General features: G+C 60.9%; 25 protein-coding genes. 24 read left to right on the top strand and 1 reads right to left on the bottom strand.

What is annotated here, in order from left to right; genetic code table 11:
* Nucleotides 1–130 precede the first annotated feature (130 nt).
* The 15 genes from M516_RS0113670 (at nucleotide 131) to M516_RS0113740 (ending at nucleotide 15,718) form a co-directional block, all read left to right on the top strand.
* Entirely contained in the window at nucleotides 131–469 is a 339-nt protein-coding gene (locus M516_RS0113670) for a nucleotide pyrophosphohydrolase (RefSeq protein WP_029099633.1), read from the top strand.
* Nucleotides 470–471: 2 nt separating this feature from the next.
* Entirely contained in the window at nucleotides 472–1,224 is a 753-nt protein-coding gene (gene dapB / locus M516_RS0113675; RefSeq protein ID WP_029099634.1) for a 4-hydroxy-tetrahydrodipicolinate reductase, read from the top strand.
* Between the two features lie 50 nt (nucleotides 1,225–1,274).
* Nucleotides 1,275–1,685, top strand: a complete 411-nt coding sequence (locus M516_RS0113680) for a methylglyoxal synthase (protein WP_029099635.1) — start codon at nucleotides 1,275–1,277, stop codon at nucleotides 1,683–1,685.
* A complete protein-coding gene (gene bshB1, locus M516_RS0113685; RefSeq protein ID WP_029099636.1) occupies nucleotides 1,682–2,377 on the top strand; it encodes a bacillithiol biosynthesis deacetylase BshB1 in 696 nt (231 codons plus the stop codon). Before M516_RS0113680 ends, bshB1 begins: the two co-directional genes overlap by 4 nt.
* Nucleotides 2,378–2,395: 18 nt before the next feature.
* Nucleotides 2,396–3,523 (top strand): N-acetyl-alpha-D-glucosaminyl L-malate synthase BshA, encoded by a 1,128-nt coding sequence (gene bshA, locus M516_RS0113690; RefSeq protein WP_029099637.1) that lies wholly within the window; start codon nucleotides 2,396–2,398, stop codon nucleotides 3,521–3,523.
* A 126-nt stretch (nucleotides 3,524–3,649) separates the two neighbouring features.
* A complete protein-coding gene (locus tag M516_RS0113695) occupies nucleotides 3,650–4,873 on the top strand; it encodes a CCA tRNA nucleotidyltransferase (RefSeq protein WP_029099638.1) in 1,224 nt (407 codons plus the stop codon).
* Nucleotides 4,863–5,846, top strand: a complete 984-nt coding sequence (locus tag M516_RS0113700; RefSeq protein WP_029099639.1) for a biotin--[acetyl-CoA-carboxylase] ligase — start codon at nucleotides 4,863–4,865, stop codon at nucleotides 5,844–5,846. The genes M516_RS0113695 and M516_RS0113700 overlap by 11 nt, the downstream gene beginning before the upstream one ends.
* Nucleotides 5,847–6,098: 252 nt before the next feature.
* A complete protein-coding gene (gene panB, locus M516_RS0113705) occupies nucleotides 6,099–6,965 on the top strand; it encodes a 3-methyl-2-oxobutanoate hydroxymethyltransferase (protein WP_029099640.1) in 867 nt (288 codons plus the stop codon).
* A gap of 8 nt (nucleotides 6,966–6,973) precedes the next feature.
* Nucleotides 6,974–7,822 carry a pantoate--beta-alanine ligase gene (gene panC, locus M516_RS0113710; RefSeq protein ID WP_029099641.1) on the top strand — a complete coding sequence of 283 codons (849 nt, stop codon included), beginning with the start codon at nucleotides 6,974–6,976 and terminating at the stop codon, nucleotides 7,820–7,822.
* Nucleotides 7,823–7,853: 31 nt separating this feature from the next.
* Entirely contained in the window at nucleotides 7,854–8,237 is a 384-nt protein-coding gene (panD, locus tag M516_RS0113715; RefSeq protein WP_029099642.1) for an aspartate 1-decarboxylase, read from the top strand.
* Nucleotides 8,238–8,317: 80 nt separating this feature from the next.
* Complete coding sequence (locus tag M516_RS23475; protein WP_051188218.1) at nucleotides 8,318–9,850, top strand: tetratricopeptide repeat protein; 1,533 nt, start codon at nucleotides 8,318–8,320, stop codon at nucleotides 9,848–9,850.
* Between the two features lie 46 nt (nucleotides 9,851–9,896).
* A complete protein-coding gene (gene dinG, locus M516_RS0113725) occupies nucleotides 9,897–12,785 on the top strand; it encodes an ATP-dependent DNA helicase DinG (RefSeq protein WP_029099643.1) in 2,889 nt (962 codons plus the stop codon).
* Between the two features lie 85 nt (nucleotides 12,786–12,870).
* Nucleotides 12,871–13,764, top strand: coding sequence for a ComEC/Rec2 family competence protein (locus M516_RS0113730; RefSeq protein WP_029099644.1), 894 nt, complete (start codon nucleotides 12,871–12,873; stop codon nucleotides 13,762–13,764).
* Between the two features lie 16 nt (nucleotides 13,765–13,780).
* The gene (locus M516_RS0113735) at nucleotides 13,781–14,404 is read left to right on the top strand and encodes a redox-sensing transcriptional repressor Rex (RefSeq protein ID WP_029099645.1); all 624 of its coding nucleotides are present in this window, start codon (nucleotides 13,781–13,783) and stop codon (nucleotides 14,402–14,404) included.
* Between the two features lie 15 nt (nucleotides 14,405–14,419).
* Nucleotides 14,420–15,718, top strand: a complete 1,299-nt coding sequence (locus tag M516_RS0113740; protein WP_029099646.1) for an amidohydrolase — start codon at nucleotides 14,420–14,422, stop codon at nucleotides 15,716–15,718.
* A gap of 82 nt (nucleotides 15,719–15,800) precedes the next feature.
* Here the strand turns inward: M516_RS0113740 and M516_RS25625 are convergent, their stop codons facing one another.
* The gene (locus M516_RS25625) at nucleotides 15,801–15,962 is read right to left on the bottom strand and encodes a hypothetical protein (RefSeq protein ID WP_156110418.1); all 162 of its coding nucleotides are present in this window, start codon (nucleotides 15,960–15,962) and stop codon (nucleotides 15,801–15,803) included.
* 134 nt (nucleotides 15,963–16,096) lie between these two features.
* On the opposite strand from M516_RS25625, the gene M516_RS0113745 reads away from it, so the two are divergent.
* The 9 genes from M516_RS0113745 to M516_RS0113785 all read left to right on the top strand — a co-directional run bounded on the left by M516_RS0113745 (nucleotide 16,097) and on the right by M516_RS0113785 (nucleotide 26,749).
* Nucleotides 16,097–16,783, top strand: coding sequence for a hypothetical protein (locus M516_RS0113745; protein ID WP_029099647.1), 687 nt, complete (start codon nucleotides 16,097–16,099; stop codon nucleotides 16,781–16,783).
* Nucleotides 16,784–16,811: 28 nt separating this feature from the next.
* Complete coding sequence (locus M516_RS0113750; RefSeq protein WP_029099648.1) at nucleotides 16,812–17,291, top strand: cell wall elongation regulator TseB-like domain-containing protein; 480 nt, start codon at nucleotides 16,812–16,814, stop codon at nucleotides 17,289–17,291.
* A gap of 166 nt (nucleotides 17,292–17,457) precedes the next feature.
* The gene (locus tag M516_RS0113755) at nucleotides 17,458–17,985 is read left to right on the top strand and encodes a hypothetical protein (RefSeq protein WP_029099649.1); all 528 of its coding nucleotides are present in this window, start codon (nucleotides 17,458–17,460) and stop codon (nucleotides 17,983–17,985) included.
* On the top strand, nucleotides 17,978–19,489 hold the full coding sequence (locus M516_RS0113760; RefSeq protein ID WP_029099650.1) for an AAA family ATPase: 1,512 nt from the start codon (nucleotides 17,978–17,980) through the stop codon (nucleotides 19,487–19,489). The genes M516_RS0113755 and M516_RS0113760 overlap by 8 nt, the downstream gene beginning before the upstream one ends.
* Before the next feature lie 179 nt (nucleotides 19,490–19,668).
* On the top strand, nucleotides 19,669–22,656 hold the full coding sequence (locus M516_RS23480) for a WIAG-tail domain (protein ID WP_081656540.1): 2,988 nt from the start codon (nucleotides 19,669–19,671) through the stop codon (nucleotides 22,654–22,656).
* Nucleotides 22,657–22,925: 269 nt separating this feature from the next.
* The gene (asnS, locus tag M516_RS0113770; RefSeq protein ID WP_029099651.1) at nucleotides 22,926–24,215 is read left to right on the top strand and encodes an asparagine--tRNA ligase; all 1,290 of its coding nucleotides are present in this window, start codon (nucleotides 22,926–22,928) and stop codon (nucleotides 24,213–24,215) included.
* A 125-nt stretch (nucleotides 24,216–24,340) separates the two neighbouring features.
* Nucleotides 24,341–25,036 carry a DnaD domain-containing protein gene (locus M516_RS0113775; RefSeq protein ID WP_029099652.1) on the top strand — a complete coding sequence of 232 codons (696 nt, stop codon included), beginning with the start codon at nucleotides 24,341–24,343 and terminating at the stop codon, nucleotides 25,034–25,036.
* 179 nt (nucleotides 25,037–25,215) lie between these two features.
* The gene (locus tag M516_RS0113780) at nucleotides 25,216–25,575 is read left to right on the top strand and encodes a hypothetical protein (RefSeq protein WP_029099653.1); all 360 of its coding nucleotides are present in this window, start codon (nucleotides 25,216–25,218) and stop codon (nucleotides 25,573–25,575) included.
* On the top strand, nucleotides 25,556–26,749 hold the full coding sequence (locus tag M516_RS0113785; protein WP_029099654.1) for a glycosyltransferase family 4 protein: 1,194 nt from the start codon (nucleotides 25,556–25,558) through the stop codon (nucleotides 26,747–26,749). The genes M516_RS0113780 and M516_RS0113785 overlap by 20 nt, the downstream gene beginning before the upstream one ends.
* Nucleotides 26,750–26,844 lie beyond the last annotated feature (95 nt).

The following is a 26,844-nucleotide window of genomic DNA, read 5'->3' on the forward strand; positions in this document are numbered from 1 at the left end:
CTGCCATTATAATGGAATGTTGATTTGATTGTCCATATCCTGCCAGCCTGCGTATTGAGATTTGGCAAACGCAGGCTTTTCAGGTACGATAAAGTCACGAATATTTTCTGGCAGACAAAGGAGTGACCCGATGAATCAGCGGAAGACCTTGCAGGAGATCCAACAGGAAGTGGACCAATACATATCACAATTCAAGGAAGGGTATTTCTCCCCGCTGGCCATGATGGCCCGGATGACGGAAGAGGTGGGCGAACTGGCGCGGGAGATCAACCACTACTACGGTGAAAAACCAAAGAAAAAAGACGAAGCGGAGAAAACCATCGACGAAGAGCTGGGCGACGTCTTTTTCATTGTGCTGTGCTTCGCCAATTCGCTCGGCATTGATTTGCAAGAGGCGTTTGATCGTATTATGCACAAATTCAACACACGCGATAAGGATCGCTGGACGAGAATAGAGGAGACGAACTAGAGATGGACAAACAGATTCGCGTAGCAGTAGCGGGAGCCCACGGGCGGATGGGCCAGGAAGTCGTCAGAATGCTGGGACAAGATGCGGAGTTGGTGTACACAGGGGCACTGGACACGCGGGGGGACGATGAGGCGGTCCGCCGGCAGTTGGACGAGATGCGTCCCGACGTACTGGTTGACTTTACGACGCCGCACAGCGTCTACCGCCACCTTGAACTGTGTCTAAACCACGGCATTCGGCCGGTGGTGGGGACGACCGGACTGACGCCGGAGCAGCTGCAGGAGCTGACGGCGCGGTACCGGGAGGCGGGCCTTGGCGGCATTATCGCGCCCAACTTCGCGATCGGGGCCATTCTGCTGATGAAATTTGCCGCCATGGCGGCGAAATACATGCCGCATGTGGAGATCATCGAGCTGCACCACGACCGGAAGCTGGACGCGCCCAGCGGAACGGCGCTGAAAACGGCGGAGATGATCGCGGCCGTTCGCGAGGAGATCAAACAGGGCCACCCGGAAGAGACGGAAAGCATCCCGGGGGCGCGCGGCGCGGAGTACCACGGATTCCGGATTCACAGCGTGCGGCTGCCGGGACTGGTGGCTCACCAGGAAGTGCTGTTCGGGGCAACGGGCCAGACGCTCTCCATCCGGCACGACTCGATCAACCGCGAGTCGTTCATGCCGGGAGTAAACATGGCGATTAAGGCTGTGATGAACCTGGGCGAACTGATCTATGGACTGGAGCACCTGATTGATTAGGCACGGGCACACCGTTGTGCAACGCTACTTACACCGAGGGAGAGGTTTGCGTGAAAATTGCTTTGATCGCACACGACCGAAAAAAGGAAGAAATCGTTCAATTGGCGATGGCCTACGAGTCCATCCTGCGCGAGCATGAATTGTACGCCACGGGGACGACCGGACTCAGGATCATGGAAGCGACATCCCTACAGGTCACGCGGTTTCTCTCCGGCCCCCTGGGAGGAGATCAGCAAATCGGGGCGATGATCGCCCGCAACGAGATGGATCTGATCATCTTCTTGCGCGATCCCCTGACGGCGCAGCCGCATGAACCGGATATCATCGCGCTGCTTCGCCTGTGCGACGTGCACAAGATTCCGTTTGCCACCAACATGGGAACGGCGGAAGTGCTGCTGAAGGCGCTGGAGCGGGGCGAGCTGCGCTGGCGCGAGGTCGTGCGCAAGGAGGAGCAGGCATGAGCGAGTTGGACATCCTCGCCATCGGAGCGCACCCCGACGACGTGGAGATCGGGGCGGCCGGCAGTCTGCTGCTGGCAGTGAAACAGGGCAAACGCGTCGGCATCCTCGACCTGACCTACGCCGAACTTTCGTCCAACGGCACCGTGGAGCGCCGGCAGGCGGAGGCGGCGGAGGCTGACAAGCGGCTGGGGATTGCGGTCCGCTATAATTTCGGCTTGCCGGACCGCGGCCTGGAACGGGTGCGCGACGAGGCGATCAGCCGGGTCGTCGACCTGATTCGGCAGACGCGGCCGCGCGTGGTGCTGGCGCCTTACTGGCAGGACCGTCACCCGGATCACGAGAGCGTCAGCCGGATCGTCCGGGAAGCGGTCTTTTCCGCCGGAATTCGTCTGTTTACCGCGGAACGATCCCTGCCCGCCTACCGCCCCAGCCAATTGCTGTACTATTTTATCAACACGACGGCGACGCCAAATGTGGTCGTGGACGTCACGCCGGTGTACGCGCAAAAAATGGAGGTGCTGCGGTCGTACCGCAGCCAGTTTGAAAAAGAAGAAGGCAGCGTCTCTACGCCGCTCAACAACGGGTATCTGGAACTGGTGGAGTACAGGGAGCGCCTGTTCGGGCAGCAGGCGGGCGTCATGTATGCGGAGGGGTTTGTCAGCGCTGCACCTTACGTGCTGACAAGCTTGTAGGAAGGAGAGGACACCCGGATGAAGATTGGCATCACCTGCTACCCGTCGTTGGGCGGGTCGGGCGTCGTTGCCACGGAATTGGGCAAACTGCTGGCGGAGCGGGGCCATCAGGTTCACTTCATCACGTCCAGCATGCCCTTCCGCCTGGGAACGTTTCATCCCAACATTTTTTACCATGAAGTGGAAGTCAATCATTACGACGTGTTCAAATACCCTCCGTACGATTTGACGCTGGCCAATCGGATGGCGCAGGTGGCGCAGAACGAAAAGCTGGACCTGCTGCACGTCCATTACGCCGTTCCCCACGCACTGTGCGCCTATCTGGCCAAACAGATGGTCGGCGAACGGCTCAAGATCGTCACCACCCTGCACGGAACGGACATTACCGTACTGGGATACGACTCCAGCCTGAGCGGCATGATCCGCTTCGGGATCGAACAAAGCGACCTGGTCACCGCCGTGTCCAAGGACTTGATCCGGCAGACGCGGGAACTGCTGCACGTCGACAAGGAGATCGTCCCGGTCTACAACTTCGTGGACAAGCGGCGCTACTACCCCAAAGAGGTGGGCGAGTGGAAGCGCGTGTTCGCACCGAACGGGGAAAAAATCCTGATGCACATCTCCAATTTCCGTCCGGTCAAGCGGGTGCCGGACGTGATCGAGATTTTCCGGCTGGTGCGGGAGCAGCTTCCGGTCAAGCTGATGCTGATCGGCGAGGGGCCCGACCTCGGTTCGGTCCGCAACATGGTGGCCGAGATGGGGCTGGAAGGCGACACCCATTTTCTCGGCAAACAGGAGGATGTGGCCGAGGTAATCTCCATGGCCGACGTCATGCTGCTGCCGTCGGAAAAGGAGAGCTTCGGGCTGGTGGCGCTGGAGGCCATGGCCTGCGGCGTGCCGGTCGTGACGACCAATGCGGGCGGACTGCCGGAAGTGGTGCCGGACGGCGAGTGCGGCTTCCTCCTGCCGGTCGGGGACGTCGCCGGCATGGCGGAACGGACCGTGCGCCTGCTGACCGACCCGGACCTTTACCGGCGTCTGTCCCGCAACAGCATCCAGCGGTCGAGTGAAACCTTCTGCCACGAGAAGATCACGTCCCAGTACGAATTGCTGTATCGCGAGCTGCTCGGCCCCGGATCGTTGTGACGGTCACGGACGGTGCAGGCTGCTTTTGGCCAACTGAAACAGCTTGGAAACCATGATGAACAGGCCATACACGATTTTCACACAAACGCCTCCTTTGCTGGGCGGACGGAAAACGGGGTGAAGGAGTTGCTCAAGGAACTGGCGGTTCGCATCCTGCGCACGCTGGAGGACAACGGCTATGAAGCCTATTTCGTCGGCGGGTGCGTCCGCGATTGGCTGCTCGGCAGAACCGTGCACGATATAGATATATGTACGAATGCCCATCCCGGCGACGTCATGCGGCTGTTTCCCGATCACGTCCCCACCGGCCTGCAGCACGGGACCGTCTCCGTCAGGCTGGACGGGCAGATGTTCGAAGTGACCACGTACCGGGTGGAAGGTACGTACGAGGACTACCGCCGGCCGAAAGAGGTCCGCTTCGTCTCCGACCTGCACCTCGACCTGGAGCGGCGGGACTTTACCATCAACGCGATGGCGATGGACCGGTTCGACCGTTTGCGCGATCCGTTCGGCGGGCGGGACGACCTGCGGGATCGGCTGATCCGGGCGGTGGGGACGGCGGAGCGGCGCTTTCGCGAGGATGCCCTGCGGCTGTTGAGAGCGGTGCGGTTTGCCGCGCAGCTTGACTTTTCCATCGAGCCGGTTACCCTGGCGGCGATGGAGCAAACGGCACCGCTCTTGTCGCATATCGCCGCGGAACGGATTCGGGAAGAACTGCACAAGATCGTCGACAGCGCGGCGCCGCAAAAGGGGATCGGCCTGATCGTGCAGACGGGCTTGGCCGGTTTTTCTCCTCTGCTGGATCGCCTGTTCCGGACGTCGCACGAGCAGGCGTGGCGGCTGGTGCACCTGGGCACGCTGAACCAAAAGTGGGCCCTGCTCATGTATGCCGCCCGGTTTGACCCGCAGGAGGCGCGCACGCTCTGTCTGCAGCTGCGGATGTCCAAGCGGGAAGCAGAAGCGATCGCCCAATTCGTCGGGCTTCTGGCGGCGCTGCGGCCGGACTGGGATGAGCCGCGCGATGTGGAGTGGGGACGACTTTTGCTGCAGGCGGGTTGGCCGGTCTGCATGGAAACGGACAACCTGCTGCAGGCGTGCTGGTGGAAGCGGAAGGACCGCCGTTCCTCCCGGTCGCTGATCGCCGCCTACGAGTCGATGCCGGTCAAGTCGCTGCGCGAATTGGCCGTCACCGGTCGCGATCTGCAGGCGGCCCTGGAGCGAAAACCGGGGGAATGGATTCAGCGCTTGCTCATGCACCTGCTGGAGCAGACGGCGCTGCACGGGCTGCCCAACACCCCGGAGGCGCTGGTGGAAGAGGCAAGGAGAGAGGTAGCGCGTCATGAACATTAAGCAGGAAATACTGAAGGCGTTCCACGCCAATCCCGGCCGGTTCATCTCCGGCGAGGAGCTGAGCCAGACCTGCGGCTGCTCGCGGACGGCGGTGTGGAAGCACATCGAGGAACTGCGTCAGGAAGGGTATGAGGTGGAAGCGGTCCGCAAGGCGGGATACCGGCTGCTGGCAGCACCCGACCGCCTGTCCGCCGAAGCGATCATGGCCGGCCTGGACACGAAGCGGATCGGCCAGAACGTGCAGGCATACGACACCGTCGTCTCCACCCAGCCGCTGGCGCATGAAGCGGCTGCCAAAGGGGCGCCGGAAGGGACCCTGGTGATCGCGGAGCAGCAGACCGGCGGCAAAGGGCGCCTGGGACGGGTCTGGCATTCGCCCAAGGGCACGGGCATCTGGATGAGCCTGATCGTCCGTCCCGTGATCCCGCTCCCGAAAACGCCGCAGATGACGCTGCTGACAGCCGTCGCGGTGGCGAAGACGATGCAGGAGGAGACGGGAGTGGCGGTCAAGATCAAATGGCCCAACGACATTTTTGTCGGTGACAGAAAGGTGTGCGGCGTGCTGACGGAGCTGAACGCCGAAGCGGACCGCGTCAACTACCTCGTCATCGGCATCGGGATCAACGCCAACGCCGTCGCGGCCGATTTTCCCGAAGAGCTCAGGGCCATTGCCACTTCGCTGCGGATCGAGAGCGGAACGACTGTCAACCGGGTGCGGTTCATCCAGCGGTTTTGCCGCATCTTTGAAGCGGAGTACGACCACTATCTGCAGCACGGCTTCGACCGGATCAAGACGGAGTGGGAAGCCTGCTCCTACACGATCGGCCGGTGGGTGACCGTCAAAACCATCCATTCCACGCTGGAAGGACGGGCTGTCGGTCTGGACGAGGAAGGCGTCCTGATCGTCGAGGACGCCGCGGGTGCACGGCATAAAGTGTATTCCGCCGACGTCAATTATGGTGCAAACGAATAAGTCTTCTGGTATACTCCTAAGGTGGAGGCCGTATCGTCCGGCGAACGGCACTCCAAACCGGGAGTATTTTTTATCAAGCATCAACACATCGTAATGGACAACAATCTGCTCAGAGCCTGTGTGGACCGAGACAGAAGGAATCCAGCGACCATGGACAAATGTTTGCATGGACACCCTTCTCCCTTTTTCGGCGAGAGGGTTTTTTATTTCCGGATGGGTCCACGGGGTGGGGCGCACAAAGAGGTGGGAGAGATGACAAACAACCTGGCGCCGGTCACCACGTCCGATTTGCGTAAAAAAAAGCGTGACGGCCAACCGATCGCCATGGTCACCGCGTACGACTTTCCTTCCGCCAAGCTGGTGGAAGAAGCGGGAGCGGACATGATCCTGGTGGGAGATTCGCTCGGGATGGTGGTACTGGGGTACGATTCGACGCTCCCGGTCACGATGGACGACATGCTGCACCATACCAAAGCCGTGACCAGGGCGGTCAAGCGGGCCTTTGTGGTCAGCGACATGCCGTTTCTCAGCTACCACGGGACGGTGGAGGAAGCGGTCAAGAACGCGGGCCGTCTCCTGCAGGAGGGGCTGGCCAAAGCGGTAAAAATGGAGGGAGGCCGGGAACTCGCGCCGATCGTCACGCGCTGTGTGCAGGCCGGCATTCCGGTGATGGGGCACATCGGCCTGACGCCGCAGGCCGTTCACCAACTGGGCGGTTACAAGGTGCAGGGGCGTGATCTGGCACAGGCCCGCCGCCTGCTGGAAGATGCGATGGCGCTGGAGGAAGCGGGCGTGTTCGCGCTGGTGCTGGAATGCGTGCCGCAGGAAGTGGCTGCCGTCATTGCGGACAAGCTGGAGATTCCGGTCATTGGCATCGGAGCCGGCCCCTCCTGCGACGGCCAGGTGCTGGTGCTGCACGATCTGGTTGGGTACGGGTCGTCGGATTGGAAGCCCAAATTTGCCAAGCGCTACGCCGACACAGGGACCACCATTCGCGAAGCGGTGGCGGCGTACGTCTCCGAGGTGAAGGACCGCCGTTTTCCGGCTCCGGAACACGTCTTTCACGCGGCGGAGGAAACGGTGAAACAGCTCTACGGAGAAGGAGGGGTCCGGCGATGATCGAGCGCATGCTGCAGGTACCCACGATTGCCGAACTGCGCCGCCATGTCGGCGAAGCGCGCCGGCAGGGGAAACGGATCGGCTTCGTGCCCACCATGGGCTATCTCCATGACGGCCACCTCAGCCTGGTCAAGAAGGCTCGGGAGACGTGCGATTTCGTCGTGATGAGCATTTTCGTCAACCCGCTGCAATTCGGGCCCAACGAGGATTTTGAGCGCTATCCGCGCGATATTGAACGGGACCGCGAACTGGCCCGGTCTGCCGGAGTCGACCTCCTGTTTACCCCGAGCGTGGAGGAAATGTATCCGCACCAGGTGCTGACGACCGTCTCCGTGGCTCAGGTGTCCGAGCCGCTGTGCGGTCAATCCCGGCCGGGTCACTTCGACGGCGTGGCGACCGTCGTGCTGAAGCTGTTTCACATCGTCCAGCCGGACGCCGCCTTTTTTGGACAAAAGGACGCCCAGCAGCTTGCCGTCATCAGCCAAATGGTGGAAGATCTGTCCGTTCCGGTGGAGATCGTGCCCTGCCCGATCGTGCGCGAACCGGACGGGCTGGCGATGAGCTCACGCAACGTCTATCTCAACCCGGAGGAACGGCGGCAGGCCACCGTCCTTTACCGCAGCCTCAAACAGGCGGAAGCGTGGCTCAAAGAGGGGGTCCCGCTTGACGAGATCAAGGAGCGCATGGCGGCGATGATCACGGCGGAGCCGCTGGCCGAGATCGATTACGTCGAGGTGCTCACGTACCCGCGGCTGACGCCAGTTGATACGGCCAGCCCCGGCCAGCGGCTTATTTTCGCCCTGGCGGTGCGGTTCGGCCGCACTCGCCTGATCGACAACATGATGGTTACCGTTTAGCTAACACGACTGAAAAGGGGAGGAGACCGCCGTGTTTCGCACGATGATGAAAGCAAAAATCCACCGCGCCACCGTCACGGAAGCCAACCTGAACTACGTCGGCAGCATCACCATCGACAAGGAGATTCTCGATGCGCTGGACATCCTGCCGAACGAAAAGGTGCAAATCGTCAACAACAACAACGGCGCGCGTCTGGAAACCTACGTGATCGAAGGAGAGCCGGGCAGCGGGGTCATCTGCCTGAACGGAGCCGCCGCCCGCCTGGTGCAGCCGGGCGACATCGTCATCATCATTTCGTACGCGATGATGACGGACGAAGAGGCTCGCACCCACAAACCGCGCGTCGCCATTATGGACGAGAACAACAAGATTGCCCAACTGCTGGCGGAGGAAGTGCACGCGACCGTCTATTGACGCGAGCGGCGGGCCTGCATAGAGCCACCTGCCTTGTGAGACAATGAGACTACTCACGCCTCAAGGGGGGTGGCTTTTTTATGAAGCTGGAAGAATGGTTCTCCGCGCTGCGTTCCAAAGCGGAGACGATCGAACGGAAGTGGCCGACGGCGTCGGAGGACGAAAAGCTCCTGCTCGCCGATCAATTGTTTGAACTGCGCCAGGTGAGCGATCGGGTGGTCGATCTGTGGCTGCAGTTTGAGGAAAAGCTGTCCCTCGCGATTCGCCGCATCAAGCAGTTGGAGGGAGAGTACCCGCCTGCCGATGAAAGTCAGCCAGGGACCGCCGCGCCGGCGAAGGCAAAAGCGGGCGCCGACGCATCGCCGGGCGGACATCATGACCATGGCGGGGACGCAGCCGCAGCCAACCTGGGCGCATTCCAGGCAGAAGCGGCCGGCCGTCCCTTCGAGCACATGTACCGCAAAGGTGAAGGGTTTTATCAGCTACGCCTCTATCAGGACGCCCGGCAGTGCTTTGCCGAACTGGTCAAGGAATCGCCGGACTGGGAGAGCGGCCGGCTCTACTACGCCTACAGCCTGTTGTTTTCCGAGGCGAGGGAGGAAGCGCTCCGGGAGTTCCGCCTGCTCAGCCGCTCGGCCCAATCGCCGGTGGTGGCGGCGATCAGCTACAACGCGATCGGCTGCATGCTGGCGGAAGAACGGCAGTGGCTGGAGGCGGCACAGGCCTTCAAGGCGGCGCTCGAACACCATCCGGGACAGCGGGAGGCCCGGTTCAACCTGGCGCTCTGCTACCTGCAGGACGGCGATGTGCAGGAGGCGCTGGAGACGGTCGAATCGCTGCTAAATGAAGGGGACTCCGACTGGGAAGCGCAGATGCTCTGGCTGAGAGCGGCCCGCATCCTGCAGGCGCGTGACGAGACGGCGGACCCGCAGCCTCCGGACTCGCTGAAACTGCCGACGCGCAAGCTGGACAGCGAGACGCTGCGGGAGATGGCCAGCCTTTACGAATCGTTGGGCAACTATCACCGCGCCCAGGTCTGCTACCACTTTTTGGCGGAGCGGTTTCCCCGCGAAGGGTGGGCGTGGCACGGACTGGCCTGGAACACCTGGCTGATCGCCGGCACGCGGCGGGCGCTGACCCTGATGAAAAAGGCGATCAGCCTCGCGCCGGACAATCCCGACTTTGCCTTCAGCTACGGCTGGATGCTGCTGTTTGACGGCAGGGTGGACGACGCGCTGGCATCGTTTCGCTCGATCCTAAGCAAGCAGCGGGATCACCGGCTGGCCCAGTCCGGGCTGATCACCGCTTACGAGCGGCTGGGGGACACGCCGACGGCCAAACGTTTGGCCGCGCCGTTTACCGAGGACGGGGATCCGTATATTCGTTCGCTCGGGTATTACCATCTCGGCCGGATTGCCGTTGCGGAGGAGAACTGGCGGCTGGCGGAGCAATATTTTCGGCGGGTGCTTCCCCACAGCGACCACTTTCAGGAGATCCCGCTCTACCTGCAGTTGTGCGCCGCCAAGCTGGGGGGACCGACGGCCGCAAGCGAACTTTTGCAGCCGGAAACGGCGCCCGGAGCAGGAAAATTCCCGGACGCTGCCGAATGCTAGGGAAGCGGACGCCCTACTGTCCGCGCACGTACGAGGTGACAAGAGGTTGAATCGATTTATCGTCGTAGACTTTGAGACAACGGGAAGCCACCCGCGGCAGGGGGACAGCATCATCCAGATCGGCGCCGTCGCCATCGACGACGGGCAGATTACGGAGAGCTATTCTACCCTGATCAACCCCGGGCAGCCGATCCCGCCGTTTATTACGCAGTTGACCGGCATCACGGACGACATGGTGGCCGATGCCCCCACGCTGGAGGAAGCGCTTCCCAGGTTCCTCCGCATGCTGGACGGGCGGGCCTTTGTGGCTCACAATGCCGCATTTGACCTGCAGTTTCTGCAAGAAGCCCTGCTGAGCCAGGGCTATTATACGTTTGACGGATATGTGCTGGACACGGTGGAACTGTCCCGCTTTTTGATGCCGATGCAAAACAGCTACCGCCTGGGTGAACTGGCCGACGACCTGCAGATCGAACACGACCGTCCGCATCAGGCGGACAGCGACGCGATGGCGACGGCCCGCCTGTTTTTGCATCTGTTGGACATCCTGCGCCAACTGCCGCTGGTGACGGTGCAGCGGCTGCAGATGCTCGTCTCGTCGTTTCGCACTGACATCGACGTCCTGCTGCGCCACATCGAGATGGAAAAGCTGGCGGAGGTGCCGCTTTTGGACGAATCCGGTACCAAGACGGACGAGTCGGAGCTGTGGGACGTGTACCGTCAGCTTGCCCTGCGCAAGCGGGAAGGACGCGCCAAGACGCCGCTGGAACGCGCCGAGCCGCTGACAAAACCGTTTGCTGAGATGCTGGAGCAGATGCTTGACGAAAAGGCGGCGCTGGGGCGCAGCCTGCCCGGCTATCAGCGGCGGGAAGCGCAGGAAGCGATGATGCGCGCGATCCATGACGCGATGAGCGACGGCGCGCATCTGCTCGTGGAAGCGGGGACGGGGACCGGCAAATCGCTCGCCTACCTGCTGCCCAGCATCGTGTGGGCCAAACAGCACCGTGAGCCGGTGGTGATCAGCACGCACACCATTCACCTGCAGGAGCAGTTGTTTCACAAGGACATCCCCGCTCTCAAGCAGTCGCTGCCGTTTGACTTTACCGCCGCCACGCTGAAGGGGCGGGGCAATTATCTCTGCCTGCGCAAGTTCGAACAAAGCCTGGAGGAACCCGTGGAGGGAAACAGTCAGGAACTCCGCCTGGTCAAAGGGCAGATGCTCACCTGGCTGACCCAGACAGAAACAGGCGACGTGGAGGAGTTGAGCCTGCCCGCTGCCGGACAGTTGTACTGGCAGCAGGTGAAAAGCGACGCCGCCTCCTGCCTGCACCGCAACTGCCCCTGGTTCAGCCGCTGCTACTATTTCCAGGCCCGGGAGCGGGCGCGGGACGCGGACATCCTGATCGTCAACCACGCGCTCTTGATCAGCGATTTGCAGGCGGAGAACCGGATCCTGCCGCCGTATGAGACGGCGGTCATCGACGAAGCCCACCATCTGGAAGAGATCGCCACCGCCCATCTCGGCAAGCAGTTGTCCACTGCCGGAATGATGTTCTTGCTGGATCGGGCGGCGGCGGAAGAAGGGAGCGTCGTGCGGCGCTTCGCCGCCGAGCTGCAGGATTGGCAGGCGGAGGATGGCGGCAGGGTCGCGGAGACCTTGGCGGAGATGGACAAGCTGTTCCCCGCGCTGCGCGAAAAGGCGCTGCAGATGACGCAGCTTCTGTACCAGTGGGCGGCGGACCGGGGAGAGGAGACCACCGACACCGGGCGGGAAACGGTGCGGTACCGCAAGGAGTCGTTTTCCGGCCGGCACGAACGGATTCGCAGGGCGGCGCGCCGGGTGATCGAAGCGCTCACCGCGTACGCGGCGTCCATGGACCGCCTGCTGCAGTGCATCCCCGCCGACGAAAAACCGCCGTACGAGCTGCGCAGCCTGCGGACGGATGTGTCCGGCCTGGTGGACGAACTTCAGGAAACGGCCGAACTGCTTCACTTCTTTTTGCTGGAACCGGACGCGGAGTACGTCTGCTGGATGGAAGTGGAGGCCCGCACCCCCCGCAAGCACGTCTATCTGCACGCCGCGCCGCTGAAGGTCGCCGATGCGCTCGCCCATCCGCTGTTCGCAGCAAAGCGCAGCCTGATTCTCACCTCGGCCACCTTGACGGTCAAGAACAGCTTTGCTTACATGATCGAGCGGTTTGGCCTGGATCGGATGCCGAAGGAACGGGTGCGTACCCTGGCCCTGCCCTCCCCGTTTGCCTACGAGGAACAGGGGCTGCTGTTCATCCCTTCCGACTTTCCCGCCCCGGGAAAAGAAAGCGACGAACACTACCTGGAAGCGGTCGTGCAGGGCTGCCTGGACGTGATCCGCGCCGCCGGCGGCCGGACGCTGATCCTGTTTACGTCCCACTCGATGCTCCGCCAGGTGTACCAGTTGATGAAGGAGCAGTTGGCGGACGAGCCGTACACCCTGCTCGGCCACGGCATCGACAGCAGCAACCGCAGCAAGCTGGTCCGGCTGTTCCAACGGCTGGAACACGGTGTGCTGCTGGGGACCAGCAGTTTTTGGGAGGGCGTGGACATCCCCGGCGAAGCGCTGAGCTGCCTGGTCATCGTGCGGCTTCCCTTTACGCCGCCCAATCACCCCGTCTACCAGGGGAGAGCGGAGCAGTTGAAAGCGGACGGGAAAAACGCCTTCATGTCGCTGGCCCTGCCGCAAGCGGTGATCCAGTTCAAGCAGGGCGTCGGCCGGCTGATCCGGCATCATTTGGACCGCGGCGTCGTGGTCGTGTTTGACGGACGAATCGTCGAGTCCCGCTACGGCCGGGCGTTTTTGCAATCCCTGCCGCCGTTTCAGGTGCAGACGGGCACCTGGCCGGAGCTCCGCGAGCGGATCGGTCCGTTTCTGGCCCAAGAGACCGGCACGGAGCTGTAGGCGTTGAGCGGCCGGCTTGCATGCAATCCCGGCGAGACTCATAAAATGAAGCAATAGTCTCGCAGGGATTTAGGTGATAGAATAAATGCTGGGGAATACGCGTAGGGCTTGGCTGCTGCTGCTGTGCGTCGTGCTGTTTGCCGGCTGCTCGATCGACAGCCATTTGCAGGGAGTGGTAAAGGTGGAGGACCCCTTCGCCAGCGACGACGAACGCGAATTTGTCGGGCTGGTGATCCACTTTCTCGCCCTGCCGCATGGCGAGAGCACGCTGATCCGACTGCCGGGCGGAAAAACCATGCTGGTCGACACGGGAAGCGCGGAAGACTGGCCCGTCTTGTTCGGCATGCTGTCCGAGCGAAAGCTGACGCGTCTGGACTATGTTGTCGTGACTAACGATCAGCCGGAACAAGCGGGGGGCTTTGCCTTTCTCAGCGACCGGATGCCGGTGGATACGGTCATTCTGCCCCGTCTGATCGAGCCGTCGATTCGCAGGCTGGTCCCGCTCAAAGGGGACAAAAAGCTGCTGCCCGTCGCGGACGGCGACGCGATCAGACTGGACAACGACGTGGTGTTGGACGTGCTTCATCCCAGCGAACCGCTGTTTTTGTCTCCGCAGGACAATTCCCTGGTGTTCCGGCTGCGGCACGGCCAGCTTCGCTTTCTATTCGCCAGCGCCGTCAATGAAAAGGCGGAAGAGCGCCTGCTGGAGAAGCACGGCGGCCAGTTGAAGGCGGAAGTGCTGAAAGTGGCCGACCAGGGGAGAAACCAGGCCTCTTCCCAGCCGTTTCTCACCAAGGTGGACCCGCAGGTGGCGGTGATTCTGACCGGCAAGTCCCGAAACGAGATGAAAGACAGCCAGGAGGAAGTGCTGGAACGCCTGGGCGAATCGTGGGCGGAGACCTACATCACCAGCCAGCACGGCACGATCGCGATCCTGTCCAACGGCAGGGATTACCGTGTCGTCAAGCGAAAAAAGTAAGGAGGAAGGACCGTACGTGGCCAAAAGTGAAAAGATTTCGGAAGCGGTCGTTCGCCGTTTGCCGATTTATCTGCGCTACCTGAGTTATTTGCAGCAAGTGGGCGTGACGACGGTATCCTCCCAGCAGATGGGCAAAAATCTGGACGTCAACCCCGCCCAAATCCGCAAAGACTTAGCCGCGTTCGGCGATTTCGGCAAGAAAGGCATCGGCTATGACGTCAACTACCTGGTGGAAAAAATCCGCCAGATTCTCAAACTGGATCAGGAAATTCGCGTCGCGCTCGTCGGCGCCGGCCATCTCGGCCACGCGATCAGCAACTACAACGCGTTCCTGAAGGATCAGATGCGGATCGCGGCGATTTTTGACAGCGATCCGGCCAAGCAGGGCAAGCAGATTGCGGGGATCACGATCCAGCCGCTGGAAGAGCTGAAGCAGACAGTGAAGGATCGGCACATTCGCCTGGCGATCATCACGGTCCCGGCTGCCGCCGCCCAATCGGTGGCCGATCTCTTGATCGAGGCGGGGATCGAAGGCATCCTCAACTTCGCGCCGACGACCATCCGGACGGAGAAAGAGGTGCGCATCCACTATGCGGATGTGACGTCCAGCCTGCAAAGTCTCGCCTATTATTTAACGTAAGAACGGAGTGGAACGATGAAACAGACGATCTTGACTCACGCCACCGTGATCACCGTAAACGACCAGAACGAGGTGATCCACGACGGAGCCGTCGCGTTTGCCGGCAGCACGATTACGTACGTCGGCCCCACGCCTGAGGACGTGTCCGGCTACGACGAGGTGATCGACCTGAAGGGCAACTACCTCCTGCCGGGCCTGATCAACACGCACGGCCATGCGGGCATGTCGCTCTTGCGCGGATACTCCGACGACCTGCCGCTGCAGCAGTGGCTCGAAGACAAAATGTGGCCGCTGGAAGCGCAGTTTACCGCCGACCATGTGAAATGGGGCACATACCTGTCGCTGATTGAGATGATCCGCACGGGAACGACGACCTTCGTCGACATGTACGACCACATGGACGAAGTGGCCAAAGCGGTGGAAGCGACCGGAATGCGCGCCCGGCTGTGCCGCGGCATGATCGGCCTCTGCTCGGAGGAAGAGCGGGCGGCCAAACTGCGGGAGGCTACCGCTTTTGCCAAAAACTGGCACAATCAGGCGGACGGCCGCATCACCACGATGCTTGCGCCTCATGCGCCGTACACCTGCCCGCCGGAATTTATCACGCAAATTGTGGAACGGGCGGAAGAGCTTTCCCTGCCGATCCACATCCACATGTCGGAAACAAAGTGGGAAGTGGGCCAAAACGAGCGGGATTACGGCCTTCGTCCGGTCGCCCACCTGGAAAAACTGGGCGTGTTCCGCCGTCCGACGCTGGTAGCACATGCCGTTCATCTGACGGATGAAGAAATGGACGTATTGGCAAAATATCAAGTGAAAGTCTCCCACAACGTGGTGAGCAACCTGAAGCTGGCCAGCGGCGTGGCGCCGGTTCCCCAAATGCTGGCGAAAGGAATCAGCGTTTCGCTGGGAACGGACAGCACCGCCAGCAACAACAACCTGAACCTGTTTGAGGAACTGAAGCTGGCCGCCATTCTGCACAAGGGAGTGGGCTACGATCCCGTTGCCGTTCCGGCGGAAGAAGCGCTGCGCATGGCGACCCGCTACGGGGCGGACGGCGTGTTCCAGCCGGATGAGCTGGGTTCGATCGAAACCGGCAAGCAGGCGGACCTGATCGTCCTGGACAGCCATCAGGCCCATTTCCATCCCGCTCACAACCCGGTCTCCCACGTGGTGTATGCGGCCAACGGACGGGACGTGACCGACACGATCGTGGCCGGCCGGTTCCTGATGCGCAACCGCGAGCTGTTGACCGTGGATGAAGAGCGCGTGATTTTTGAAGCGAACCGCGTGTTCCAAACGCTGAAACGGTAAAAGGCTCCTGTCAGGGCAAATGACAGGAGAAGTGGAGCGTAGGTGTAGGTAGAGGAAGTTTTGTTTGGACGCCATGCCGCGCTCATTTTTGCCACACGTCCGTAAGCGGGGCGTGGCGGAACTCCAGTGTGGGCGAGTGGGTCAAGGTTCTCAGCGGCGACGACAACGCTGCCCAGGAGACGCGGTATTCCTGCAGCAGATACCCTAGCACGTCAGGAGATGTCGATCGTTGCGACGGTTTCACGCGCTCACCTCCTCGGGGTGTATCTGTAGTATGGCCGGGACGCCGGGGGGTATGTTTAGCAAGTTTTCCGTACCGTTCTAAAACCTTCCCGCCTCACATAGGTTAAGGAAAAAACGGGACAGGAGGGGAAGGACATGTACGTCCGGCCCAAGCAGCTCTGGTGGCTGCTGCCCATTTTTCTCGGCCTGTTTTTCCTTGGCGTGTCGTTGGGGGCGCTGCACAACCGGCATGACGGGAAGGGCGTGCCCATCATGGCAGAGGCAGAACGTGCGGAAGCGGATCGGATGGTCGTGGCCGATCTCTTGGACCAGCTCACCGAGCAAAAGGAACGGCCATTTGAAGTATACCTGCAAGATCACGTCCTGAGCGGACGTTTCCAGGGACAGCGGTTTCAATTAAGCGGGGAGATCGGCGGCCACCACGTGGAACTGCGGCGGAGCGAGCAGGTCGTCAGCGTGACGGTGGACGGGCAGGTGCAGGAGCAAACGGCGCTGCCCTATGCCCTGTTCACGCCGCAGGAGCATGCGGTTCTCCTGAAAGACCACCTGCGATCGGTCACGCCGCTGGCCGTGTCGGACCCCTCCAACCGGGCGTGGCAGGGGTACCGCTTGTCCATCCCGGCAGGAGAGGTCACCTCGCTCCTGGCGACGTGGCTGGGACCGTCTTTTCCCATCCAGGAGGCGGGACTGGCCCGCCAGATCGCCGTCGATTACCATGTGTGGTACGATGGTACGACACGGGAATTGCGGCAGTTGGACGTGCTGCTGCAAATGAAGACGCCGGCCGGCATGAAGCAGGACCAGCTTCGCTTCCGGCTGTAACGTTTGGAGGATAAAGGGGATTGTCATTGTGTACGTACGAATCTTTCTAGGGGCAGTGGCCGTTTGTCTGGTGGTCGCCCTGGGTGCCGCCTATCACCTGACCTCCACGGTCGTGGGCAAGCGGCACGACTTCGAAGACCAGGTGCGGCAGTGGGTACAGGAACGGACGACGATCGCCCAGATCGATGCGATTGACGAGTACCGCGGCAAGCAGGCGTACGCCGTCGTGCTGGGCAAAAACATGGCCGGAACGCCGGTGGTCGCCTGGCTGACAGCCGACAAGGCCGAATTTGACACGATGGACAGGGCGGTAAGCCGAGAAAGTGTCGAAGCGGCGGTCAAAAAAGGCTTCCCGGACGCGCGGGTGCTGCACATCGTCCCGGGGTTGGACGAGAACAGCCGTTTTTGGGAAGTCACCCTGCAGGATCGCGACGGCCGTTTTCACTATCTCCACTACGACCTGTTCAGCGGCAAGCTGCTCACGTCTTACATCATCTCGCCGGCGTAGACCGGATGCAGATGTACGCTCGCAAGGCCTTTTTCCAAGCGAAAAAGGCCTTTTTGCCGTTCTAGTCGCGCGCCGCTATCCAACATCTGCATACCAAAAACGCTATACGGGTGTGATATACTGGAACCGATGACAGAGAGCACAAAACAACAAGGGGGGAGTAGCTGTGCAACTGCGAAAACGTGCGATAGGCCTCTCGCTGCTGGCGACGCTCACTCTCCTGTTCGGTGGTTGGTTCTTGTACCAGAAAATGGAAGTGGAAGAACCGCTTCGCACCCAAATCGGACAGATGCAGTCAGCGGAACTGACGCACTTGGATGTAAGCAAGGATCGCATTGAGATAAAGCTGCAGGTGACCCGCCCGGATCTGTTCCCGCAGGAATACCGCCGCTTGCTCCAGGAAACCGCGGCCCTGGCCGGGGGCAAGACGGTGGAAGTTGGAGTGGACAACCGCTCCCAAGACCTGGAACAGATTTGGATGGACGGGTTGTTTTCCTTTACGGAAGCGGTGGATCTGCACCAGTACAGCCGCATTCCGCAGATGTTGACGGAGTGGAAGACGGCCCATCGGCTGGATGAAGCGTCCGCATTGATGGACGACCGCAACGTCTACGTCTACATGAAAAAGGGGAAGGACGACTTCTACGCCATCGTTCCCCGTTCGGCCGGAAACGAGGTGACGACGCATGGGTAAGGAGATCTTGTGCGGCGTGATTCCCGGCATCCTGATCTTCCTGCTGTTCCTCGGTGTCAACATCACGCCGTTTCTCGTGTTTGCGGCCGTCCTGACGGCCATTTATTTTCTGATCGTACGGCAGAACCAGGGAAAACTGTCGTTCGGCGGCAAGTCCAAGCCGAGCAAACACGCCGTTCCCGCCTCCAACGTGACGTTCTCCGACATCGGCGGACAGGAGCGGGCCAAAAACGAGTTGAAAGAAGCGCTCGATTTTCTCGTGCACAAGGACAAAATCGAGCAGTACGGCATTCGCCCGATCAAAGGGGTGCTGCTCACGGGTCCCCCGGGGACGGGGAAAACGCTGATGGCCAAAGCGGCGGCCAATTACACCAATTCCGCGTTTGTGGCCGCTTCCGGTTCCCAGTTTGTGGAGATGTACGTCGGGGTGGGCGCCCAGCGCATCCGCGATTTGTTCAAGGAAGTCAAAACCCTGGCAGAAAAGAACGGGCAGGACAGCGGGATCATTTTCATCGACGAAATTGACGTGATCGGCGGCAAGCGCGACGGTCAGCAGCAGCGCGAATACGACCAGACGCTGAACCAGCTCTTGACCGAGATGGACGGCATCGCCACCAGCGACAAGCCGCGCATCCTGCTGATTGCCGCGACCAACCGCAAGGACATGCTGGACCCCGCTCTGCTTCGTCCCGGACGCTTTGACCGGCACATCAGCGTCGATCTGCCGGACAAGACCGCGCGCGAGCAGATTCTGATGATCCACACCGCCAACAAGCCGCTTGCCCCCGACGTCTCGCTGGAAAAAGTGGCGCAGGAGACGTTTGGCTTCTCCGGCGCGCAGTTGGAGAGCGTGGCGAACGAAGCAGCGATTTACGCCATGCGCGAACAGTGCGAGAAGATTGAGGCGCGCCACTTTGCCCACGCGGTGGACAAGGTCATGCTGGGGGAAAAAGTGGACCGGGAAGCGTCGCTGGAAGAAAAGAAGCGGGTGGCGCTGCACGAGCTGGGACACGCGATCGTCAGCGAACACGTGCGCCCTGGTTCCGTCTCCCAGGTGACGCTGAGTCCTCGCGGCAAAGCGTTGGGTTACGTCCGTCAAAATCCGCTGGAGGATCGCTACCTGTACACCAAGGAAGCGCTGGAACAGCAGATCATGGTCTGCCTCGGCGGCGCCGTCGCCGAAGAAATCTACTACGGCGGCCGGAGCACCGGCTCCAAGAACGACTTTGAGCAGGCTCTGAACATGGCGACGGAGATCGTCCAGAGCGGGATGTCCCGCTTGGGGATTGTCCACCTGCAATTCGCGGACAAGACGCAAATACACGAAGAAGTAAACCGGTTGCTGGAGGAACTGCTGGAGAAGACGCGCGTGCTGCTGCGCCAGTTCGACTCCGTGTTCCAGATCGGCCTCAACACCCTGCTGGAAGAGGAAGTGCTGCATGGCGACGCGTTCCGCAGCCTGCTGGCCGAAGCCCGGCAATCGTCCGAGGAGCTGGCGGTTTGATCCGCCGGCTTTTTTTGTGTTCATCACAACGTCTGCCTGGGAAGAGGCCGTGCCTGTTTCCGCTGATCCGTCTTGCGGAAGTCCCGGACTTTTTTTTCCGGGACAGGGTACCCAACCGCGCCCGTGTTGAATATTCTACAAGAGCACATGGGAGAGACATCAGAAGGGAAGGAGACCCAATGGCAAGATTAAACCGACGAAAACTGAACAAATCCTTGGGAAAAAGCCCGAAGAACGAGTCGTTCGAGATTCCCTTTCTGCCGCAGACATCGGACCTGGTCTGGCTCGAACGGCTGGAGTCGGAATTGACGGATGAAGACGATTACGAAGAAATCGAGCCGAAACCGGTCCCAACTACCAACAAAAGCAGCGCCGTCATCCCGCCCCTGCAAAATGTTCCCCCCCAGAACGTTTCCTCCAATCAAACAATGTTCTCCAAGATCATCAAGGAGCGGAAACAAGAGCAAGGCCATTCCTTTGTCTATACGGATGATCTGAGCGATCAGGCGGTGACGGCCGAAAAGATCGCGAACCGGGCGATCGACGCTTCCAAGATCAAGCCGGGCAGCATCGACAACAGCCTGCTGAAAGACTACGCCGTCGACAGCGCCAAGCTGGCCGACAACAGTGTCACTTCCGGCAAGATTGCCCCGGATGCCATCCAATCCGTCCACATCGGCAGAAACGTCATTACCGGCGAGATGATCCAGGACCGCTCCATTTCCGGCGACAAGCTGATGAACAACAGCATCACGTCGGATAAGCTGGCGGACAAGACGATCGACTCGATCAAGTTTGCCGAGGGGGCCATCCAAACCAAGCACATTCAGGAACAGGCGATCACCAGCGAGCTGATCCAGGATCAGGCGATCACGTCGGAAAAGATCAAAATGGGCGCGATTCAAAAAGGCAATCTGGCCAACTTTATCATCAACTCCGTCAAGCTGGAGGACGGCGCGGTCACGACCGAAAAATTGAGGGACGCGGCAGTGACCGCAAGCAAACTGGACGAGGAAGCGGTCGAATCCCAGCACATCAAACACGGGGCGATTCTGCACGAGCATCTGGCAGAGCGTGCCGTGGACAGCGTCAACCTGATGCCGGGCAGCATCGAGGATCAGCACATCGCCCATCTCGTCATCGGCCCCCATCATCTGGCTCCGGAGGCGGTCAACGGCCAAAAGCTGGCTCCGTTTGCGGTTCAGACGGAGCATTTGGACAGCAGCTGCGTCACCGGCGAGAAGCTGGCCAAGGGGGCCGTCAGCGGGATGCATCTGCAGGCGGCCATCATTCAAACCAGTCATCTGCAGGACAACGTGGTGACCAGCAAGAAAATCGGCGACCAGCAGGTGACCACCAGCAAACTGGCCCATCAGGCGGTGGACGCCGACAAGCTGGCGCCGCGCAGCGTCTACGGGGTCCATGTGGCCGATGAGTCGATCGAAGCCAGACACATCGCCGAGGGGGCCATCACGAAGGAGAAGCTGGCCAGGGGCGCAATCGAGGATGTGCATCTGCGCGAGCGCATCATCAGCAACGTTCATTTAAAGGATCACATCATCCAGACGCACAACCTGGCGGATCACGTGGTGACCACTTCGAAGCTGGCGAGCGAATCCGTCTCCACCGACAAAATCACGGAACTGAGCGTCACGACCCCCAAGCTGGCGGACGGGGCCGTCACATCGGCGAAACTGGCGACGGAGTCCATCAAGGGACGTCACTTGTCAAAAGGCGTCATCACCGGGGAAAAACTGGCCGACAAATCCGTGCAGGCCCAGCATCTGGTGAGCGGTTCCGTGCACAACGAACACATCCAGGCAGGCGCCGTGACGGCGAAAAAGCTGGCGGACGGCAGCGTCACCCGGGAGAAACTGGCGGACCGCAGCGTGGACGGTACCAAACTGGAAGCCCGTTCGGTGACCGGTGAGCACGTGGTGAAAGGCAGCCTGACCGGTGAGCACCTGGCTCCCGGCAGCGTGACCCGCGACCTGCTCACCCCCCGGATCGTCGACAGCGACCACATTTGTCCGCAGGCGATCGGCCCTCACCATCTCCAGCCGGAGTTGATTGGCACCGAACTGCTGGTCGATCAGGCGGTCACCCGGGAAAAGCTGGCGGCACGCAGCGTGGACGGCGAAAAGCTGGACGTGTTTGCGGTGACGACGGATCACATCGTCGACCGGTCGATCAATCGGGATAAGCTGGCCAACGGCTCCGTTCATGCCGAACACGTGCAGCGGAAAAGCATCGGGTCTCACCATCTGCAGGAATCCATCGTGTCCGCGGTTCACCTGAAGGAGGAGGCTGTGACTCGGGAGAAGCTGGCAGCCGGCGCCGTGACGCAGGAAAAGCTGGCGGACGGAGCCGTGACGGCCGATAAATTGGCAGACCGCGCCGTAACCGCCAAGCATGTGACGGAGAAGGCGATCGCCGCGGAGCATCTGGCCGATGGTTCTGTCACACCGGAAAAGCTGTCGTTTCGGCCGGTGGAAACCAACAGCATACAGGGGATCACCCTGCAGCAGTTCGGATTTGTTCCGTTTCGCCTGGCTGCCGGCAAAAAATCGACAGATGTGACCATCCGGCTCAACGTTCCCTACGTGGACCCCCATTACTGTCTGATCGCCATGACCAATCAGGCGGGATGCTGTACGTCACTCAAGTACACGAGCCGGACCTATGCCGTCGTGAACGTGTTCCGCACCCGTTTTGGCCAGGAGACTTCTGGCGTACTGCAGTGGATCGCGGTCGGGGAAAAAGGAACGGCGCTGGCGCTGAACGAGGAGCTGCCGGTCGTGCTGACGGAGGAGGACGAAGAACCGGACGTCGACCCGAGCGCAGAAGCGGAGACGGAAGAGGCTGAAGATGTCCATGACGATGACTTCGGGCAGCCCGAAGATGTGGAGGGTGACGTCCAAGGGCAAGCACCTGTGCAGCGTGCGGCAACGAATGCGGCGCACGGGCAGGTCCATTCGGCACAAGCGGCCATCGAACCGGACGCGGCAGAGGACGCCCGCGGTCCCGCGGATGCGGCGACGGGATCGAAGCGGGAGGATCCGGTGCCCGAACCAGACGGCCATCCCATCGAAGCGAAAGAGCGGTTCGCCGAAAACGAACCGGGCGCCGCGCACTCCGTCCATCCGGATGAGACGAATCAACACTGACAGCAGCGAAACGGGGCCTCTCTGGCAGTGCGAAGGGAGGGCCCCGTTTTGTTGCGCCCGCGCACCTGCAGGCGGGACAGTCACGTTCGTCACGTTTTACCCGGGGTTGCCGCGATTCGCAGAACCCCAATCAGTTACCATAATATTTTTATGGTCACCTCAGTCCGGTTAGTCTTTCATTGAATTTGTGCATACCCGATAGTATAATTGATTCGTTACAACCAAGTCGGAATTTGTTTGGAATGGCATATTGGAGGGAAAACAAACCGATGATGACGACCATTGCCCAGATCGGGCAGCACGTGGGACAAGAAGTGCGACTGGGCTGCTGGCTTTACAACAAACGCAGCAGCGGTAAAATACAATTCCTGCAGCTTCGCGACGGCTCCGGTTTTATCCAGGGCGTCGTGGTCAAGGCCGAGGTGCCGGAAGCGGTGTGGGAAGCGGCTTCCAAGCTGACTCAGGAAAGCTCCCTGTACATAACCGGCGTAGTGCGCGCGGACGAGCGGGCACCCAGCGGCTTCGAGCTGACAGTCACCGGAATCGACATCATCCAAATCGCTCACGATTACCCGATCTCGCTCAAGGAGCACGGCGTTGACTTCTTGATGGACCATCGTCACCTGTGGCTGAGAACGCCGCGCCAGCGAGCCGTGATGGCGATCCGTTCCGAGGTAATCCGCGCCGTTACCGAGTTTTTCCAGCAGCACGGGTTTTACAAGGTGGATCCGCCGATTCTCACGCCGACATCCGCAGAGGGAACGACCAACCTGTTCCACACCAAGTATTTTGACGAGGACGCCTACCTGTCGCAGTCCGGCCAGCTTTACATGGAAGCAGCCGCCATGGCGTTGGGGCGCGTCTACTCCTTCGGGCCGACGTTCCGTGCGGAAAAGTCCAAAACTCGCCGCCACCTGATCGAGTTTTGGATGATCGAGCCCGAGATGGCCTTCGTCGATCACGAAGAAAACCTGCGCATTCAGGAGGCGTTCGTCTCCCATATCGTGCAGTCCGTCCTGAAAAACTGCCAGCGCGAACTGAAAACGCTGGACCGCGACACCAGCAAGCTGGAAAACGTGGTGGCTCCGTTCCCGCGCATCACGTACGACGACGCGATCAAGCTGCTGCAGGAAAAAGGCAGCGACATCAAGTGGGGCGACGATTTCGGCGCGCCGGACGAAACGATGATCGCCGAGCATTTTGACAAGCCGGTCTTCATCACCCATTATCCGACCGAGATCAAAGCCTTCTACATGAAGCCGGATCCGAACCGGCCGGAAGTGGTTCTCTGTGCCGACCTGATCGCGCCGGAGGGCTACGGTGAAATTATCGGCGGCAGCCAGCGGATTGACGATCCGGTCCTGATGGAGCAGCGCTTTAAGGAACACAACTTGTCCGAAGACGCCTACAAGTGGTACCTGGATCTGCGCAAATACGGCACAGTGCCGCACTCCGGTTTCGGCCTCGGGCTGGAGCGGACGATCGCCTGGATTTGCGGACTTGACCACGTGCGTGAGACGATTCCGTTCCCGCGCATGCTGTACCGTCTCTACCCATAATGACCCGACCGTATTCGGCAGCCCGGCTGCCTGACGGCCCGACACCCTGTTGCCGGAGGGCGGCAGGGTGTTCGCTTGCTTGGATTTGCCGGATGACCGGCCCGTCAATGAGGTGAAAGCGTTTCATGGACTCCCATATTCTGCAACTGCTGCAAGAAGGCGCGACATCCGTCTCCAATCTGCTGTTGAAGATGTACAAGCGCATGTCTCTTTCCGACGAGGAGATGATGCTGATCATCCACCTGCTGTCGTTTCAGCAGGAGGGGAACCGGTTTCCCACCCTGCAGGAGCTGGAAGAGCGCATGTCCCTCACGCCCGCGAGGCTGATCCAGACGCTGCAAAAGCTGTTGAAGGAAGAGTGGATCAGGATTGACGAATACATTGACCAGCAAACGGGGCTGCGCCACGAGCAGTACAATTTGACGCCGCTGTACCGCAAGTTGTACCAGAGCTGGCGCGAGCAGCTCACGGCTTCCCGCATCGTCGACTCGGTGGCGGAACCGTTCGCCGAGGCGGCTGCGGCGTCCGCCGAGGAGCCGGCCGGTCTGTACAGCCGGTTCGAACAGGCCTTCGGACGTCCCCTGTCCCCTTTTGAAATCGAGACGATCCACATGTGGACCGAGCAGGACGGCCACCCGGAGGAGTTGATCCTGACCGCCCTGCGGGAAGCGGCTGCCGTGGGCAAATTGCACATCCGCTACATCGATCGGATTCTCCTGGAGTGGCAAAAACAACAGATCACCAGCGTGGAGGAGGCGCGGCATTACAGTCTGCGCTTTCGTCGACAGGCCCCTTCGCGCGATTACCGGCAACCGCTGTGAGCACGTGAGTCACAGCGGTTTTATGTTGGCCGGGGTTTTGCGGCTGTACACGTACCCATTTCCGCATCGCTTCATACCATATTACGAAATACGTGACGTGTGCCCGTGCGGCATCGGTTTGACGTGCGACGCACGTTGACGCGCTGCCGCCGGGGCACGCAGGTTGGAGGGATGTTGCCGTGGAGAAGCGAAAACGAGGGGAACCGCCCCACTGGGTCATGCCGGGCGTCTTTTCCGGTCATGTCATCATCGAGGAAGCCGTCGAACGGGTTACCTCCGTCAAACTGCCGGAGTTGCTTCCGTTTGAAGGGCCGGCGTCGAAGGAACGGATCGAACAGCCTGAGGAGCCGTTGTGGAAGGAGCGGATCGAACAGCTCGAGGCGCAGGTGGCTGCGCTGAGGGAATCGCTCGCCGCCTGGGAGGAACGCTTCAAGGCGCTGGAAGCCGAACAGAAACGGGAGTGCGAGTACTTGTACCAGGTCGTCCTCTCCTTGAAAAAAGAGTGGGAGAAAGAGCGAGATGAACATCGCCATCATTAGCCCCGGGCCGTTTTCCGTGCCGCCGGTCAAGGGCAGCTCCGTGGAGCACGATATAGACGAAGTGAGCAAAGTGTTCGGGCCGGGGCATCAGGTGACGATCTACACCCGCACGTGTCCCGACTATCCGCAGTCCGCCCGGGAGGAACACCGGGAGTTCGTCCGCTTCGCCTACAGCGGTCCGCGCCCATACCTGCGCAGGGTGATCCGCGATTTGCGCAAGCGGCAGCCGGACGTGATTCTGGTGGAAAACCGGCCGCATTTTGTACCGGCGCTGCGGCGCCATTTTCCCCGTGCGCCGATCGTTGTGAACATGCACTCCCACGTCTACGCGTCCCCGCCGCTCATCAGCCCGGAACAAATGCGGCGGGTAGGCCGCCTGGCGGACGGCATTCTCACGAACAGCGAGTATTTGCGCAGCCATTTTATCGAAAAACTCCGGCTGCCCGCGTCAAAGGTGCACGCCGTACACCTCGGGGTGGACGTTGCGCCCTATCAGGCGGCCCGAAACAGCCGCGCGGTGAAAAAACTGCGCCGGCAGTTGGGGCTGAAGTCGCATCATCGGGTGCTGTTCTACGCGGGCCGGCTGATTCGCGAAAAAGGGGTCCACGTTTTGCTGACGGCGTTTCGGAACGTAAAAGAACGGGACCCGAAAGCGCGGCTGGTGATCGTCGGAGGGACGGGATACGGCAGCAACCGCGAGAACGCCTACGTGCGCCGTCTGAAAGCCTTGGCGGAACCGCTGGGCGACGCGGTGATATTCGTCAACTTCGTGCCCGGCGCGCAGATGCCGCTGTACTACCAGATCGGCGACGTGGTGGCGACGCCGTCGGTCTGGCAGGAGCCGTTTTGCCGCGTCAATCTGGAAGCGATGGCTTCCGGCAAGCCGGTCATCACCACGCCGCGGGGGGGCATCGGGGAAGTGGTCAACCACCTGGGAAGCGGGTTTCTCATTCCGCCCAAGGAGTGGCCAAAGGAACTGCCGGCCGTCTGGGAGACGCTGTGGAGCGCTCCCCGATTCCGCTCCGACATGGGACGGCGGGCGCTGATGCGAGCCGGGCAATTCTCCTGGCACGCGACTGCCCAGGAGTATCTGCGCGTATTCGAGGAAGTCATCGCCAAACGCACAGGGCGAAAGCAGGTACAGGGCAGGCAGCCGCTGCGCAGCATTGGCTGAGCTGACGACCGGCCGGAATGGGTGGTCGCCCGTTCTTTCCCGGTTGTGGACGTCCGCCCTGTTCAGAAGGGGGAAGCCGCATACCTTATAAGTAT

The sequence above is a fragment of the Brevibacillus thermoruber 423 genome (assembly GCF_000454065.1).
GTDB lineage: Bacteria > Bacillota > Bacilli > Brevibacillales > Brevibacillaceae > Brevibacillus > Brevibacillus thermoruber.

Excerpts from the sequence above, each read along its gene's own strand:
- M516_RS0113670 (WP_029099633.1), top strand. The coding sequence starts at position 131 with ATGAATCAGCGGAAGACCTTGCAGGAGATCCAACAGGAAGTGGACCAA.
- dapB (WP_029099634.1), top strand. The coding sequence starts at position 472 with ATGGACAAACAGATTCGCGTAGCAGTAGCGGGAGCCCACGGGCGGATG.
- bshB1 (WP_029099636.1), top strand. The coding sequence starts at position 1,682 with ATGAGCGAGTTGGACATCCTCGCCATCGGAGCGCACCCCGACGACGTG.
- bshA (WP_029099637.1), top strand. The coding sequence starts at position 2,396 with ATGAAGATTGGCATCACCTGCTACCCGTCGTTGGGCGGGTCGGGCGTC.
- M516_RS0113700 (WP_029099639.1), top strand. The coding sequence starts at position 4,863 with ATGAACATTAAGCAGGAAATACTGAAGGCGTTCCACGCCAATCCCGGC.
- panB (WP_029099640.1), top strand. The coding sequence starts at position 6,099 with ATGACAAACAACCTGGCGCCGGTCACCACGTCCGATTTGCGTAAAAAA.
- panC (WP_029099641.1), top strand. The coding sequence starts at position 6,974 with ATGCTGCAGGTACCCACGATTGCCGAACTGCGCCGCCATGTCGGCGAA.
- M516_RS23475 (WP_051188218.1), top strand. The coding sequence starts at position 8,318 with ATGAAGCTGGAAGAATGGTTCTCCGCGCTGCGTTCCAAAGCGGAGACG.
- M516_RS0113730 (WP_029099644.1), top strand. The coding sequence starts at position 12,871 with ATGCTGGGGAATACGCGTAGGGCTTGGCTGCTGCTGCTGTGCGTCGTG.
- M516_RS0113740 (WP_029099646.1), top strand. The coding sequence starts at position 14,420 with ATGAAACAGACGATCTTGACTCACGCCACCGTGATCACCGTAAACGAC.
- M516_RS0113745 (WP_029099647.1), top strand. The coding sequence starts at position 16,097 with ATGTACGTCCGGCCCAAGCAGCTCTGGTGGCTGCTGCCCATTTTTCTC.
- M516_RS0113760 (WP_029099650.1), top strand. The coding sequence starts at position 17,978 with ATGGGTAAGGAGATCTTGTGCGGCGTGATTCCCGGCATCCTGATCTTC.
- M516_RS23480 (WP_081656540.1), top strand. The coding sequence starts at position 19,669 with ATGGCAAGATTAAACCGACGAAAACTGAACAAATCCTTGGGAAAAAGC.
- asnS (WP_029099651.1), top strand. The coding sequence starts at position 22,926 with ATGATGACGACCATTGCCCAGATCGGGCAGCACGTGGGACAAGAAGTG.
- M516_RS0113775 (WP_029099652.1), top strand. The coding sequence starts at position 24,341 with ATGGACTCCCATATTCTGCAACTGCTGCAAGAAGGCGCGACATCCGTC.
- M516_RS0113785 (WP_029099654.1), top strand. The coding sequence starts at position 25,556 with ATGAACATCGCCATCATTAGCCCCGGGCCGTTTTCCGTGCCGCCGGTC.